This window comes from Niveispirillum sp. GW835-FHT14G11 (assembly GCF_058793615.1).
Window position 1 is genome coordinate 119,056 of record NZ_JBXAFZ010000005.1, and the last position, 13,435, is coordinate 132,490.

The window sequence follows — 13,435 nt, forward strand, 5'->3', positions numbered from 1 at the left end:
TTGTCAGGACCGCGCCGGCCTGATCTGGGGAGGTAAGCGGAGGATGGATGCCGAACGGTCGTTGTCGTTCTTCACCGATACTAGACCCCGATTCCCCGCTTGGCTTCCCCCGAAGTCCGACTTTTAGAACTTTTAACCGACCGAACATCCGCCAACGCCAAAAGCCGCGCAAACCCCGGTCAGGGGCCTGCGCGGCGATGGTCGGCGGATAGGGTCAGATGCCGGCGACGGCGCCCAGCACCAGCAGAACGGAAGAGACCAGCAGCATCAACCAGGTCAGCAGGATGCCCGTCAGGCGGCCAAAGCTCTTGCCCGCCGGATTGGCGGTCAGGCCCTGGGCATGCAGGACGCGGCCCAGAAACAGGGCAGCCCCCAGCCCGTGCACGATCCAGGGCTGGCGCCCCGACAGTTCCAGCAGGATCAGCAGGATCAGGGCCGTGGGCACATATTCCACGAAATTGCCCTGTACCCGGATGGCCGTGTGCAGCCCCTTGTGCCCGCCATCGCCCAGCGACACGCCATGGTGTCGCCGGTACATGGACACGCGGTAGCTCAAGACCAGCAGCAGCACGCCCAACAGCCCCGCATAAATCGGCGCGACAACCATATTCATCTCTCCTCCCCCGACCCTTGTTGTTTGATCACCCGACCATAGCGGAGGGATCATTCCCCCCGCAATGCGAAGGCCACGGAATGTTCGACGATGCCGGCATCCGACAGCAGCCGGCGATGACCCAACCCCTGCATCAGCCGAACCTTCGCCCCCGGCCACACCGCCGCCAGTTGCAGCGCGTCGGCCACCGGCATGATCCGGTCATCGGCCGAATGCAGCACCAAGGCCGGTGTGGCCGCATCCCCCTGCAGGTGCAAGATCGCCAGCGGCCGGCCCAGCGCCCGGTCCACCATCTGGGTCAGGGCATATTCACCCTCCAGATCCAGACGCAGCACATGCGCGATCTGGCGCAGCGGCAGGGACAAATCGACCAGCGGCGCCAGCAGCACGGCGCGGCCGGCGGCGAATCCATCCTGGATGGCCAGCGTCAGGGCGGCCGCCCCCACGCCATGGGCGATCACGCCGGCCGGTTTGCCGCCGCCGGCGCTGGCGACCGCACGAATGGCGCGCGCCATCTCCAGCAGGTTAGTCTCATCCCCGGTGCTGCGGCCATGGGCCGGGGCGTCGAAGGCGACGACACGGGCACCGGCATCCAGCAGCGGCTGCACAAAGCCCAGCATGTCATGGATCTGCCCTTCCCAACCATGGACCAGCAGGACCAGCGGCGCCGCTTCCCCCCGCTCCGCCCCCCAGATACGGGCGGCCAGATGCGGATTGAAGCCGGGTACCGCCAGCACCAAACCACCCGCCGGTTCCGGCAGGGCCGGCGGCGACACGGCACGTTCCGGTGTCAGATACATGCGCCGCCCTTCGGCCAGAAGGTGGCGCGGGTGCGACCAGGGATGGAACAGGCCCGCCAGCCCGTCCAGCCAGCTGCCAGCCCCCCGATTATTACGAACGATCGTGCTTTTTTCCGACAAAAAAACAGACATGTGAACTCTCCCCCCGATGGGGGCGTCCATCCATCCGGACGGGCGCCACGATGATGCCGCAACCGAAACCTTACCCTACGCCCGCGCCCGATCGATCAGACCATGAACCGCGGTGCGGGCCCAGACCACCGACCTCGGATTCTTCAAAAGCCGGTAGGACTGGGTGAAACCGTAACAGAGCGAGATACCTTCAAACGCGAACTGCTCCACGTCCAGATCGGCCCGCAAATGCCCTTCTTCGATGGCGCGGCGGGCCGCCCCCATGACGACGCGGCGCATATCTTCCTGCTGCTTGACGATCAGGTCCTGGATGGGACCGGGGCGATCATCGAATTCGATGGAGGCCGCCTGGATGGGACAGCCTCCGGGCAACACCGGGGACATCGTCCAGGTGATCCAGTTCTCGAACAAAGCCAGGACCCGCGGCAGGCCGCGCGGTCCGGCCAGGGCCGGGCGCACCACCGTGTCGGCGAAAAGTTCCGCCGCCCGTTCCAGGACCGCCGCCTGCAGCAGTTCCTTGCTGCCGAAATGGGCGAAAAGCCCGGATTTCGACATGCCCAGCCGGTCGGCCAGCGTTCCGATGGTCAGGCCGGTCAATCCGTCCGTGCTGGTCATGGCCAGCGCCTGGTCCAGGATTGCGGCGCGTGTGCGTTCGCCCTTGCTCATAGGGTCCAAATAATACGAACGGTCGTACTATTGTCAAGCCCGTGGCAAAAGCAAAGCAATCGGCGTAAAGCTTGGCTGGCCTGCGCTGATCGCGGGTGCCGCCAGAGCTGAGGGTCACCGCCGCCATGTCCGCCGCTTTCGAACGCCGAACTTTCGCACCGGGCGAGCAGATCTTCAAGGAGGGTGATCCCGGCGACAGCCTTTATGTGGTGGAAAGTGGCCGCGTGCGCATCTGGCGCGGCGATCCTGACCATCCCACCATCATCGGCCGGGTCGAAACCTCGGGCATTTTCGGCGAAATGGCCATCTTCGACCGCAAGCCGCGCATGGCACACGCCAGTGCGGAGGCGGAATCGGTGCTGATGCGCATGCCGGCCAGCGTGTTGCGCGAGGGGCTGTACGGTGCCGACCCGCTGCTGCGCCAGCTGGTGCAGCTGCTGATCGACAATATCCGCACCATGGCGCGCCGCCTGGACGAGCTGGAGAAGAAGGTGGGCGAGTGTGACTGACCGCGTTGCCCAAGCCCGCCTGTAAAAAGGGCCGGTCACGACGAACCGGCCCCTCCAACTCGACCCGCACGCAAAGCGCTTACGTGAACGCTTCGGCGCTGTCGATGATGTGGCTGACGATGCCGTAGGCCTTGGCTTCTTCCGCCGACATCCAGAAATTCCGGTCAGTGTCCACGGCCACGCGTTCCACCGGCTGGCCGGTCTCGCGCGCGATCTCCTCGTTGATGCGCTTGCGCATCTTGATGATCTCCTTGGCCTCGATGGCGATGTCGGTGGCGGGACCGCCGACGCCGCCCGCGGGCTGGTGGATCATGAAACGGGTATTGGGCAGGCAGTAGCGGTCTTCCTTGGCAGCGCCCAGGAAGATATGCGCGCCGGCCGACGCCACCCAGCCCGTGCCCAGGATCAGCACGCGCGGCTTCACGAAGCGGATCATGTCATGGATCGTATCGCCGGATTCGACATGGCCGCCCGGCGAGTTGATGACGATCTTGATCGGCTCGTCATTCTCGGCGGCCAGACCCAGCAGCTGGGCCGTCACGGCCTGCGCCACCTTCTGGTTGATCTCGCCGAACAGCAGGATGGTGCGGGCCTTGAACAGGTTCTGCGCGATGGAGGGCGGGGTCTTGGCCTTATCCTCCTGGGCATCGGACTCCGGCTTTTCGTCCTCAAGACGGATCGGGTTGACGAGCAAGGCGGCACTCCTGGTTAGGATATTCTGCATTCTCTGACCTAGCGGGAAATGGGCGGCGGTTCAACCCACATTGGGTCCCTCCCCCCTTAAGAAAGGTCGATCCACACGCTTTTCAAGTCCGTGTACTTCTCCAGGGCATGCAGGCTCTTGTCCCGGCCGAAGCCGGACTGCTTGAAACCGCCGAAGGGGGTGGTGATGTCGCCGGCATCGAAACAGTTGATCCAGACCGATCCCGCCTTGATGGCACGCGCCGCCTTCATGGCGACGGAGATGTCGCGGGTCCAGATGGCCGAGGCGAGGCCATAGATCGTGTCATTGGCGATCTTGAACGCCTCTTCAGTGGTCTTGAAGGTGATGGTCGACAGGACGGGGCCGAAAATCTCCTCCCGCGCGATGGTCATGGAACTGTCCACGCCGTCGAACAGGGTGGGCTCGATATAGTACCCGCCCGTCTCCGTCCGCGCCGCCCCGCCGCCCAGGCGCAGGCTCGCCCCCTCCGCCTTGCCCTTCTCGATATAGGACAGCACCCGCTCATGCTGCCTGGCATCGACCATGGCGCCCATGGTGGTGGCGGGGTCCAGCGGGTCGCCCGGCATCCAGCCCTTGGCATGATGCATGACCCGCTCCAGGAATTCATCCTTGATGCTCTCATGCACCAGCAGGCGGGAGCCGGCGTTGCACACCTCCCCCTGATTGAAGAAGATGCCGCCGGCGGCATTGGCGGCCGCCTTCTCCAGGTCGGCGGCGTCGGGCATGATGATATGCGGGGTCTTGCCGCCGCATTCCAGCGACACGCGCTTCAGGTTGCTCTCGCCCGAATAGCGCATGAAATACTTGCCGACCTCGGTGGAGCCGGTGAAGGCCAGCATGTCCACATCCATGTGGCGGCCGATGGCCTGTCCCGCCGTTTCCCCGAAACCGGGCACGACATTCAGCACGCCCGGCGGCACACCGGCTTCCACCGCCAGTTCCGCCAGGCGGACGGCGGTCAGCGGCGACTGTTCCGCCGGCTTCAAGACGACGGAATTACCGGTGGCCAGGGCCGGCGCCACCTTCCACACCGCCATCATCAGCGGGAAGTTCCAGGGCACCACCACGCCGATGACGCCCAGCGGCTCGCGCAGGATCAGCGACATCGCGTCCGGCCCGCTGGGGCCGACCTGATCGTACAGCTTGTCGATGGCCTCGGCATAATACTGGACGCAGCGGGCGGACAGCGGCACGTCGATGGAACGGCTGTCGCGGATGGGCTTGCCCATGTCCAGCGTCTCCAGCAGCGCCAGCTCATCCGCATGCTGCTCGATCAACGCTGCCAGTTTCAGCAGCACCGATTTGCGCCGGCGCGGATGGGTGTCGCGCCACACGCCGGACTCGAAGGTGCGGCGCGCAGCGGCCACCGCGCGGTTCACATCCTCCACATCGCATTCGGCGATGCGGGTCAGGACCTTGCCGTCGCGCGGGCTGATATTGTCGAATGTCTTGCCGCTGGCCGCGGGCACATAGGCACCGTCGATGAAGGCCTGGGTGCGGAATTGCAGCCGGGCGGCGCGGTCCTGCCAGTTCGTGGCGGCGATGGCGTCCATTCTCGGTGTCTCCCGTTGCGGCGGGCCTGCCCGCCTGTCGGGTGTCAGAGTGCCCGGCGGCACGGGCGGCGGCAACCCCCAAGCAGCGGCGCATTGTCATGAGCACATGTTGGCAATTGCGTCAGCATTGTTGCCATGTTCCGATCAAGCCCTTCGCTTCTCGGACATTTCCCCATGCGCCCCGTTCATATCGCCCTCGCCTTTCTCGTCGCCGTAATCTGGGGGGCCAATTTCGTCGTCATCAAGATGGCCCTGACCGGCTTTCCGCCCATTCTGCTGACCGCCCTGCGCTTCACCCTGGCGGCCTTGCCGGTACTGTTCGTGCCCCGGCCCAAGGGCATCGGGTTCAGGCAGCTGGCCCTGGTGTCCACCTTCCTGTTCACCGGCCATTACATCTTCCTGTTCATGGGGCTGGATCAGGGCATGGCGCCGGGCCTGGCCTCCATCGTCCTGCAATGCCAGGCCTTCCTGACCATGCTGATCGCCGCCTTGATGCTGGGTGAGCGGCCCAAGGCGCAGCAGTTGGCCGGCGCTGGGGTGGCGGCCCTGGGTCTCGTGGTGACGGGCAGCACGGTGGGGCTGGACGTCACCTGGACCGGCTTCATCCTGACCTTGCTGGCAGCGGCAAGCTGGGCCACGGGCAATGTCCTGACCCGCCGTCTGCCGCCCACGCCCACCTTCCCGCTGATGGTCTGGCTGTCCACCATCCCGCCACTGCCGGCCTTCGCCCTGTCCTTGATAGTGGAGGGGCCGGAACGGGTGGGGGCGGCGCTGACCGGCTTCTCCTGGACCGCCGGCCTGTCGCTGCTCTACATCGTCTGCCTGTCCACCCTGGTGGCCTTCGGCATCTGGGGCATGCTGCTGCGCGAATACAAGGCCAGCCTGGTGGCACCGTTTTCGCTGCTGGTGCCCGTCACCGGCACGGTCGCGGCACACCTGGCCTTCGGGGAGACGTTCGGGCCGCTGCGACTGGCCGGCATGGCGCTGCTGTTCGCCGGCATCGTCATCACCATCCTGCCGGCGCGCAAACCACGGGCGGCGGTCGTGTAGAGTGGTTTTCGGGTAACCGGAAGCCACTCCGGCGGCGACTGCCGCCGCGCCGCTCGTGCGGCGTGAAGCCAAGTCGCGGATGCGGCGCCGGCGCCTGAGGAAAATGAAACCTTAAGGCACCACCGTCACCTTGGCCCGCATCTTGGGATGGATGCGGCACTGAATCGTGAATTCGCCGGGCACGCTGAAGGTCACGGGTGTTTGCGTGCCGGGTTCCTGCAGGCCGATATCAAAGATGCTCTCCATGTTCGGCGAATAGACATTGTGGCCGAACGGGTCCTCATTGCGGAACAGCACCTGCTGGCCGACCTTGATGGTGACGGCACGGGGGGTGAAGGCGATGCCCTGCTGGGTGATGCTGGGCGGATCGACCGCACCGGCCGACCCGGCCACCAGCAGGAGGATGGCCACGGGCCCCAGGGCCGCCGCGCGCCCGCAGATATGACGCAACATCGACTTTCCCTTTCCGCCGGTTCAGCGCTTGTCCAGGATGGCGATGTCGATGACCGGCTCGCCGGTGCCGATGCGGCCCTTCTTCTTCAGCGCGCCGCGCTGCACATCCAGGTCATAGAGCACGCCGCCGGCCACGGCGCGGCCGTGATAGTCGTCATCTTTATCGGTAAAGATGTCGATTCCTTCGACGATGGTATTCGCCGGCACGCCCAGCGGGCCGATGGTCCGCAACACCCCATCATTGGGCGGGTCTTGGGAAATATAGGCGCCGACACCGCTATCCACGTCAAACAGCTGCGTCTGCGTCGCCCCGGCATAGGAATTGATATAGGCGCCGGCATAGATAGCGGGCTTCCGGCCGGCATTCACCTTGTCATTGGCGTGATAGGCCAGGGGCTTGTCCACGGCGACCTGCCCCGTATCGACATTGACCCGCAGGTTCTGCCCGTCCGATCCCATGACGCGCAGCCGGTCGGCCTGGGGATTGAAATCCACCACCACATGATCAATGGCGGTCAGCACCACCGACAGCTTGGCGCCGGCCGTGGCCACACCGGTGCCGGTATCGATGGTATAGAGATTGTTGTCCGTGGCCAGGCCATAGAGCTTGCCATTGGCCGGTCGCACATCCAGACCCAGCAGCTTGCCTTTCACACCCGTGACCGGAACGGTCCTGACCGTACCCGGTGCAGTGTCGGAGAACAGCAGCAACTCGTTGCGCTGGTTCAGTCCGGCGATCTCCAATGCCCCGGCGGGCAGGGCCAGACCGGCGACGGCGGCAAGCATCGAACCCATGGCAATGATCTTTCGCATTTCTTCCTCCCCGCTCCGCGCCGGTGAAGCGGCGCCGGCTATCCCTTTATGTTGAAGATGGCACAAATCTTCTGGCGTAGCTGCTGTGGCGCGAAGGGCTTGATGATGTAGGCATCGACCTTGTTCGCCCTGGCAGCCTGCACGAAATCCACCGTCTGGTTGCCGGTCAGCATCAAAAACGGCATATTCTCCCACGTCTTGCGCACATGCTGAAGCAGTTCCAGCCCTGTGACATTGGGCATGTTCCAGTCGGAAATGATCAGGTCATAGCGCAGCTCGGCCTCCTCCAGCGCCTCGATCGCTGCCTTTCCGTCCGGAACGATATGGATGTTCTGGACACCGAGCTGCACCAGCACTTGCCGCGCCAGACGCTGGGCGAAGGCGTTGTCCTCCACCAGCAGCACGTTCAGCTTCTCAAATCCGGGAATATGGTCTCTGGTTAACATGGTGGTCTTTTCAGGTGCCGACAAGTTGCACGACTCGGCCCGCCAGATCGCGCGGGGAGAAGGGTTTGACCAGATAGGCGTCCACAGCATTGGCCTTCGCCGCCCTGACAAAGTCAACGGTGCCATGGGCCGTCAGCATCAGAAAGGGCGTATGTCTCCATACGCCCCGCACATGGCGCAGCAGGTCCAGGCCGGTATTGTTGGGCATGTTCCAGTCGGAGATCACCAGATCGAACGGCATCGCATCCGCCGTCACCGCCGCCAAGGCGTCGGCGCCGTCGCGATGATGGACGATGGTGCCGATGCCCAGCTGGCGCAACACGCCCTGCACCAGCCGCGCCTCGAAGGCATTATCCTCGGCCAGCAGGACCCGCATGCGCGCCCCATCACGCAATGGGGTCATGCGCCGGCCTCCTCGCCCACGGTGTCGAACCGCATCCGCTGTTCGCGCAGCCAGATCAGGCCCTCATCCAGGTCGCGGCGCAACTCGGGCAGCAGGGCCGCCAGGGCGGTGCCATCGCCCGCGTGACCCGCCGCCTCCACCGCCGCCGCGGTCCGATAGACCTGGGCCAGCCCCAGGCTGCCCGCGGCGGATTTCAGGGAATGTGCAACCTCCCCCGCCTGATGCGGATCGGGGGCGCCGTCGGCCGGGAACAGGTCGGGCTCCACCTCCGGCAGGATGGACAGGAAGGTGTCGATCAGGTCGAGCGCCATATCCGGCCCCATGCTGTCGGCCATGTCGGTCAGCATGTCGGGCACGAACGGTTGCGTTCCGTTCAGCAGCGATCCCGCAATGGCCCCGGCCTCCGCCAGTTCCACATCCGCTGGCAACGCCCCTGTACCAGGGAACTGGCGCTGGATCACCTTGTACAGGTTGGCCGGGTCGATGGGTTTGGCGACATGCGCGTCCATGCCGGCCTCACGGCAGCGCTGTATGCCGTCGACACCCACACTGGCCGTGGCGGCGATGATCACCACCCCGGATGCCGGCCCCGCCAGGGCGCGGATGGCGCGGGCCGCACTCATCCCGTCCATACGCGGCATGTGCACATCCATCAGGATCAGGTCCAGCGGCGGGTCGGTGTCGCGCGCCACCGCCACCGCTTCCTCCCCATCCCGCGCAAACAGCACCGTGTGGCCATGTTCGGCCAGGGCGCCGGCCAGGACCTTGCGGTTGACTTCATTGTCATCAGCCACCAGCACGCGCAGTGGCCGCACGGAGTGCGCTGAGAAATCCCCACCCATGTCACCCGTGACCGGCAACCCTTCCACCAATGGCAATTCGAACCAGAAGGTGCTGCCCTGGCCAACAACACTGTCCACGCCGATGGTCCCGCCCATGGCCTCCACCAGCTTTTTGCAGATGGCCAGCCCCAGGCCGGTGCCGCCAAAGCGCCGCGTGATGGAACTGTCGGCCTGCACGAAACTGCCGAACAGCTTGGCGCGGGCCGCGTCGGATATGCCGATGCCGGTATCCGCCACCTCCACCCGCAGGCGGGCAGGTTCCCCCAGTGCGCGGGCGCGCAGGGTGACGCCGCCGGTTTCCGTGAACTTGATGGCATTGCCCAGCAGGTTCAGCATGATCTGGCGCAGACGGTTGGGATCGCCCTTCAGATAGGAGGGCAGCGTCTCGTCCACCTCCTCCGCCAGCCACAGGCCCTTTTCCTCCGCCCGGTTGCGCATCAGCATGGTGGAACCGGCGACCAGCGATCCCAGCTCGAAATCCAGAACCTCGATCTCCGCCCGGCTGGCCTCCAGCTTGGAGAAATCCAGGATGTCGTTCAGGATGCGCAGCAGTGACTGGCCCGATTGCAGGACCGTGGTGGCCAGCTTGGCCTGCTCCTCGTCCAGACCGGACCGCAGCAGCAGCCGCGTCAGGCCCAGCACGCCGTTCATCGGCGTGCGGATCTCATGGCTCATCATGGCCAGGAATTCTGACTTGGCGCGGGTGGCGGCCTCCGCCTTCTCCTGCGCCTCGCGCACCTCCTCCATCGCACCCTTGAACACGCCCAAGGCACCGGCCACGCGGCCGATCTCGTCGCGTCGCGCGGTGTGCGGCACGGCCACATCCATGTCGCCGCCGGCCAGCTGGATCGTGGCGCGGGTCAGCCGGTCCAGCGGCGTCACGATATGGCGGATCAGGGCAATGGTGATGCCCACGACCAGCGTGAACAGGGCTGCGATCAGCATCGTCGTGCGATCGGCCGTCTCCTGGATCGTCGCTTCCGCCGACAGGCGGAAGCGGTAGCCATCCTCCGCCGCCATCTGGGTCACGATCTCCAGATTGGCGATGATGCCGGATGCCAGCGTCTCCATCCCCGTCATGGCCGCGCCATGGTCGGGCGCCTGCTGCGACATATCGGTCAGCTGGCGCACGGCCGACAGCCAGGCCCCGTTCTGCTCACGGATGCGGGCGGTGTAGGTGCGGATCTCCGGGTTCAGGCCGCGTTCTTCAGCCACGGCCAGACTGGCCAGGAAATCCTCGTCATTGATTTCCAGATCCTCACGGAAATTCTCCGGCAGGCCCCCCGGCGCTTTCAGGGCGCGATCGACCATCAGGTCCAGCATGACGAAATTGGTCTGGGCCAGCCGGGCATAATTGATGGCCTGCAGCGGCTGGTCGTACATGCGGATGACAAGGTCGCCCGTGGAACGCACCACCAGCACGGCCACCAGCCCGATGGTGACAGCCGCCAGCACCGCCACCGCAAAGGCCGCCGCCAGCTTGAAGCGGATGGTCCTGAACATGCCCTGCCGTCACTCCAGTTGTGCCGAGCGACATTCTATGCGCGCAAGGACGGGAGGTCGCAAGTCGTGCCGCCGGCCCGGACGGAATCAATTGTTTCAGATCAGTCCAGCGGGCAGCCGGCTTGACAGTGCCCCCGCCCCCTGTTGCCATGCCGGCCGTGGCAGACACGCATGGGAACAAGCCCCCGAATGACCCAGGACCCGCTTTGCGAGATCGACATTTTCCGGCAACTTCACCCGGCCGTGACGGCCGTGGATGTGCTGCTGCCCGATCTGTGCGGGGTGTTCCGGGGCAAACGCGTGCCCATCGATGAGCTGTCGAAAGTGTGGAAGGACGGTGTGGCCTTTCCCGGCTGTACCTTCGCCGTCGACATTACCGGCGACACGGTGGAGGAGACGGGCATGTCGGTGGCGATGGGTGTGCCCGACCGCATCTGCCGCCCCGTCGCCGGCACGCTGGCGCCCGTTCCCTGGGCGTCAAAGCCGCTGGGCCAGGTGATGCTGTCCATGCGCGACGGCGACGGCTCCCCCTTTCCCTACGCCCCCCGGGCCCTGGTCGAGACTCTGGTGGCGGAACTGGCGCGGCGTGGCCTGACGCCGATGGTAGCGATCGAGCTGGAATTCTACCTCTTCGACCGTGACCGCGCCTTCGATGCGCCGCCCTCTCCGCCCATCTCCAAGCACAGTGGCCTGCCCCAGAACCGCACCCAGGTCTATGGCCTGACGGAACTGGAGGAGTTCGAGGAGGTGCTGGACGAGATCACGGCCGCCGCCCAGGCCCAGGGCATCCCCGCCGGCACGGCCATCGCCGAATATGGGCCCGGCCAATACGAGATCACGCTGGCCCACCGTCCCGACGCGCTGCGCGCCGCCGATGACGCGGTGCTGTTCAAGCGCGCCGTGCGCGGCGTGGCCCACCGCCACGGGTACGAGGCCAGCTTCATGGCCAAACCCTATACCGACCAGGCCAGCAGCGGCATGCATATCCATATGAGCGTGCTGGACAGTGACGGCCGCAACATCTTCGCCGCCGAGGCGCCGGAAGGCTCGGAATCCCTGCGCTACGCCATCGGCGGCATGGCGGCCATCATGCCCGCCTGCATGGCCCTGGCCGCCCCCGGCGCCAATAGCTGGCGCCGGTTCCAGGCCGGGTCCTACGCGCCCACCGTCATCGCCTGGGGCGTGAACAACCGCACGGCCCCCTTGCGCATTCCCGCCGGCGGCCCCGACAGCCGGCGGGTGGAATATCGCATCGCCGGTGCCGACGCGAACCCCTATCTGGTGCTGGCCGGCATGCTGGCCGGGCTGCTGCATGGCCTGGATGGAAAGATCGATCCCGGTCCGGCGCTGGAAGGCAACGCATATGATGCGGCCGACACCCCGCGCCTGCCCGATGAATGGGGCCGGGCGCTGGATCTGTTCCAGGGTTCGGAGGTGCTGCGCCATTGGCTGGGCACGGCGTTTGTGGACACCTACGCCATCACCAAGCGGGCCGAACGCGCCAAGTTCAACCAGCGCGTCACGCCGCTGGAATGGGAATGGTATCTGCGGGGGTGAGGAGACGAACCAGAAAGGTTACGTCGAACCAGCGGTCATTTCCCATGACCGCTGGAGGCCGGCGACCGCCGGCCCGCGCACTCGTGTGCGCGTAAGCCAAGCCGCCGGATGGCGGCGCCCGGCGCCTGAGGGAACGCTAAATCAAGCCGCCGCGGTCAGATCGCTCAGCTTGGTCAGCAGATAATCCACATCGTCGCTGGCCAGTTCCTCGAACTGGGTCAGGATACGCTCCAGCATGCGGCGGCGGTGGCGTTCCAGATCATGGTCCAGCCCGTCGAAATCCGTCTCGTTCGCCACGTCCAGCGCGATACGCAGCGCGGGATAGAGCTTTGGCGGCAGGCCCGTGCGGTCGAACAGCGATTTCAGGCCCAGCCGGCCAGCATCATGGATCAGCAGGCGGGCATTGGTCACCGGCACCTGGCCCAGATGGGCCAGCGCCATCTCGAAGAAGGGCACATCGCCCATGCACAGGGCCCGCAGCAGCAGCGACGGCGTCAGGCGGTGGCTGCGGCGCAACTGCACCACCAGCTTCTCCAGGTCGGCATCGCCGGCCCCGCCGACCAGGCCGTAGGTGGCCTTCTCCCGGCTCTGGATCACGATATCGGCGGCAACATCGTTGGGCAGCTCATGCTTGGCCACCAGCCGCTCGCGCAGCTGTTCGGACACCAGCGCCACCAGACGTTCGGCCACCGTCACCGGCAGCTTGGCACGGTTGACCATGGGGCTGGCCACCGCCTCACTGTCGGGGAACCGGTCCAGCGCCTTGACCAGGGCCTTCTCGCCCACCACCGCCGTCTCGTTCGACATCAGGGCGGCCACGGCCTTTTCGCTGCCGCGCTCCACCAGGGCGTCGGCCACGCTTTCGGTGACGTTGGCGCGCTTAGCGACGGCCGTCTGCTTGTCGGACGATCCGGAGCGGATGATCTCCACCAGATCATCATCGGTCAGAACGGTCGACACCTCGATGAAGGGCAGGGACACTTCCTCCACGTCGCGGGCCATGGACATGGCGATGTCGCGGGGGATGCCGGCATTGCTCTTCAGGCTGTCGGCCAAGGCGGCGCGCACGCGGGTGGCCACGTCGCGCGCCATAATGCGCACGATGTCCTCCGCCAGGACCCGCTCCGACGCCGACAGGTTGGTCGCGGCGAAATGCTGCGCAACCTTCCCCGCCATATCGGCGCGGGTGTTGGGCGACGGATCGGTCAGCAGACGCTGAACATCCTGCTGGGTCAACTTGTCGGACATGGGGTGGACAGACCCTCCCTGGGACGACCGGACGAACATGGGGCCGGCCAAGAAAACCGGCGTTAAACGTCGTTCCTGTTTCTTTAACATTTAGTGCAAGGCGGTGCCAATTGCGAACGCCAA

General features: G+C 65.8%; 14 protein-coding genes. 3 read left to right on the plus strand and 11 right to left on the minus strand.

The genetic code is table 11. The annotated features are described in order from the left end of the window. Positions 1-214 precede the first annotated feature (214 nt). The 3 genes from AC1Q7F_RS11145 to AC1Q7F_RS11155 form a co-directional block, all read right to left on the minus strand. A complete protein-coding gene (locus tag AC1Q7F_RS11145; protein WP_492506704.1) occupies positions 215-613 on the minus strand; it encodes an MAPEG family protein in 399 nt (132 codons plus the stop codon). Positions 614-663: 50 nt separating this feature from the next. Further along, the gene (locus tag AC1Q7F_RS11150) at positions 664-1,545 is read right to left on the minus strand and encodes an alpha/beta fold hydrolase (RefSeq protein WP_492506706.1); all 882 of its coding nucleotides are present in this window, start codon (positions 1,543-1,545) and stop codon (positions 664-666) included. A 75-nt stretch (positions 1,546-1,620) separates the two neighbouring features. Continuing rightward, a complete protein-coding gene (locus AC1Q7F_RS11155) occupies positions 1,621-2,211 on the minus strand; it encodes a TetR/AcrR family transcriptional regulator (RefSeq protein ID WP_492506708.1) in 591 nt (196 codons plus the stop codon). 125 nt (positions 2,212-2,336) lie between these two features. On the opposite strand from AC1Q7F_RS11155, the gene AC1Q7F_RS11160 reads away from it, so the two are divergent. After that, a complete protein-coding gene (locus AC1Q7F_RS11160; RefSeq protein WP_492506710.1) occupies positions 2,337-2,720 on the plus strand; it encodes a Crp/Fnr family transcriptional regulator in 384 nt (127 codons plus the stop codon). A 79-nt stretch (positions 2,721-2,799) separates the two neighbouring features. On the opposite strand, the gene AC1Q7F_RS11165 is transcribed toward AC1Q7F_RS11160, so the two are convergent. Then, positions 2,800-3,444 (minus strand): ATP-dependent Clp protease proteolytic subunit, encoded by a 645-nt coding sequence (locus AC1Q7F_RS11165; protein ID WP_492506712.1) that lies wholly within the window; start codon positions 3,442-3,444, stop codon positions 2,800-2,802. 56 nt (positions 3,445-3,500) lie between these two features. Further along, entirely contained in the window at positions 3,501-4,997 is a 1,497-nt protein-coding gene (locus AC1Q7F_RS11170; RefSeq protein ID WP_492506714.1) for an aldehyde dehydrogenase, read from the minus strand. A gap of 174 nt (positions 4,998-5,171) precedes the next feature. On the opposite strand from AC1Q7F_RS11170, the gene AC1Q7F_RS11175 reads away from it, so the two are divergent. Beyond that, the gene (locus tag AC1Q7F_RS11175; RefSeq protein WP_492506716.1) at positions 5,172-6,047 is read left to right on the plus strand and encodes an EamA family transporter; all 876 of its coding nucleotides are present in this window, start codon (positions 5,172-5,174) and stop codon (positions 6,045-6,047) included. Between the two features lie 111 nt (positions 6,048-6,158). On the opposite strand, the gene AC1Q7F_RS11180 is transcribed toward AC1Q7F_RS11175, so the two are convergent. The 5 genes from AC1Q7F_RS11180 to AC1Q7F_RS11200 are packed head-to-tail and all read right to left on the minus strand — an operon-like array spanning position 6,159 to position 10,507. Beyond that, complete coding sequence (locus tag AC1Q7F_RS11180; RefSeq protein ID WP_492506718.1) at positions 6,159-6,500, minus strand: cupredoxin domain-containing protein; 342 nt, start codon at positions 6,498-6,500, stop codon at positions 6,159-6,161. Positions 6,501-6,521: 21 nt separating this feature from the next. Continuing rightward, positions 6,522-7,313, minus strand: coding sequence for a DUF4394 domain-containing protein (locus AC1Q7F_RS11185; protein WP_492506720.1), 792 nt, complete (start codon positions 7,311-7,313; stop codon positions 6,522-6,524). A gap of 38 nt (positions 7,314-7,351) precedes the next feature. After that, on the minus strand, positions 7,352-7,759 hold the full coding sequence (locus AC1Q7F_RS11190) for a response regulator (protein WP_492506722.1): 408 nt from the start codon (positions 7,757-7,759) through the stop codon (positions 7,352-7,354). 10 nt (positions 7,760-7,769) lie between these two features. After that, positions 7,770-8,162: a response regulator gene (locus tag AC1Q7F_RS11195; RefSeq protein WP_492506724.1), complete on the minus strand. Its 393-nt coding sequence runs from the start codon at positions 8,160-8,162 to the stop codon at positions 7,770-7,772. Continuing rightward, positions 8,159-10,507 carry an ATP-binding protein gene (locus AC1Q7F_RS11200; protein ID WP_492506726.1) on the minus strand — a complete coding sequence of 783 codons (2,349 nt, stop codon included), beginning with the start codon at positions 10,505-10,507 and terminating at the stop codon, positions 8,159-8,161. Before AC1Q7F_RS11200 ends, AC1Q7F_RS11195 begins: the two co-directional genes overlap by 4 nt. 189 nt (positions 10,508-10,696) lie before the next feature. On the opposite strand from AC1Q7F_RS11200, the gene AC1Q7F_RS11205 reads away from it, so the two are divergent. After that, positions 10,697-12,064 (plus strand): glutamine synthetase family protein, encoded by a 1,368-nt coding sequence (locus AC1Q7F_RS11205; RefSeq protein WP_492506728.1) that lies wholly within the window; start codon positions 10,697-10,699, stop codon positions 12,062-12,064. Positions 12,065-12,205: 141 nt separating this feature from the next. On the opposite strand, the gene spbR is transcribed toward AC1Q7F_RS11205, so the two are convergent. Continuing rightward, positions 12,206-13,312: a SpbR family protein gene (spbR, locus tag AC1Q7F_RS11210; protein ID WP_492506730.1), complete on the minus strand. Its 1,107-nt coding sequence runs from the start codon at positions 13,310-13,312 to the stop codon at positions 12,206-12,208. Positions 13,313-13,435: the final 123 nt, after the last annotated feature.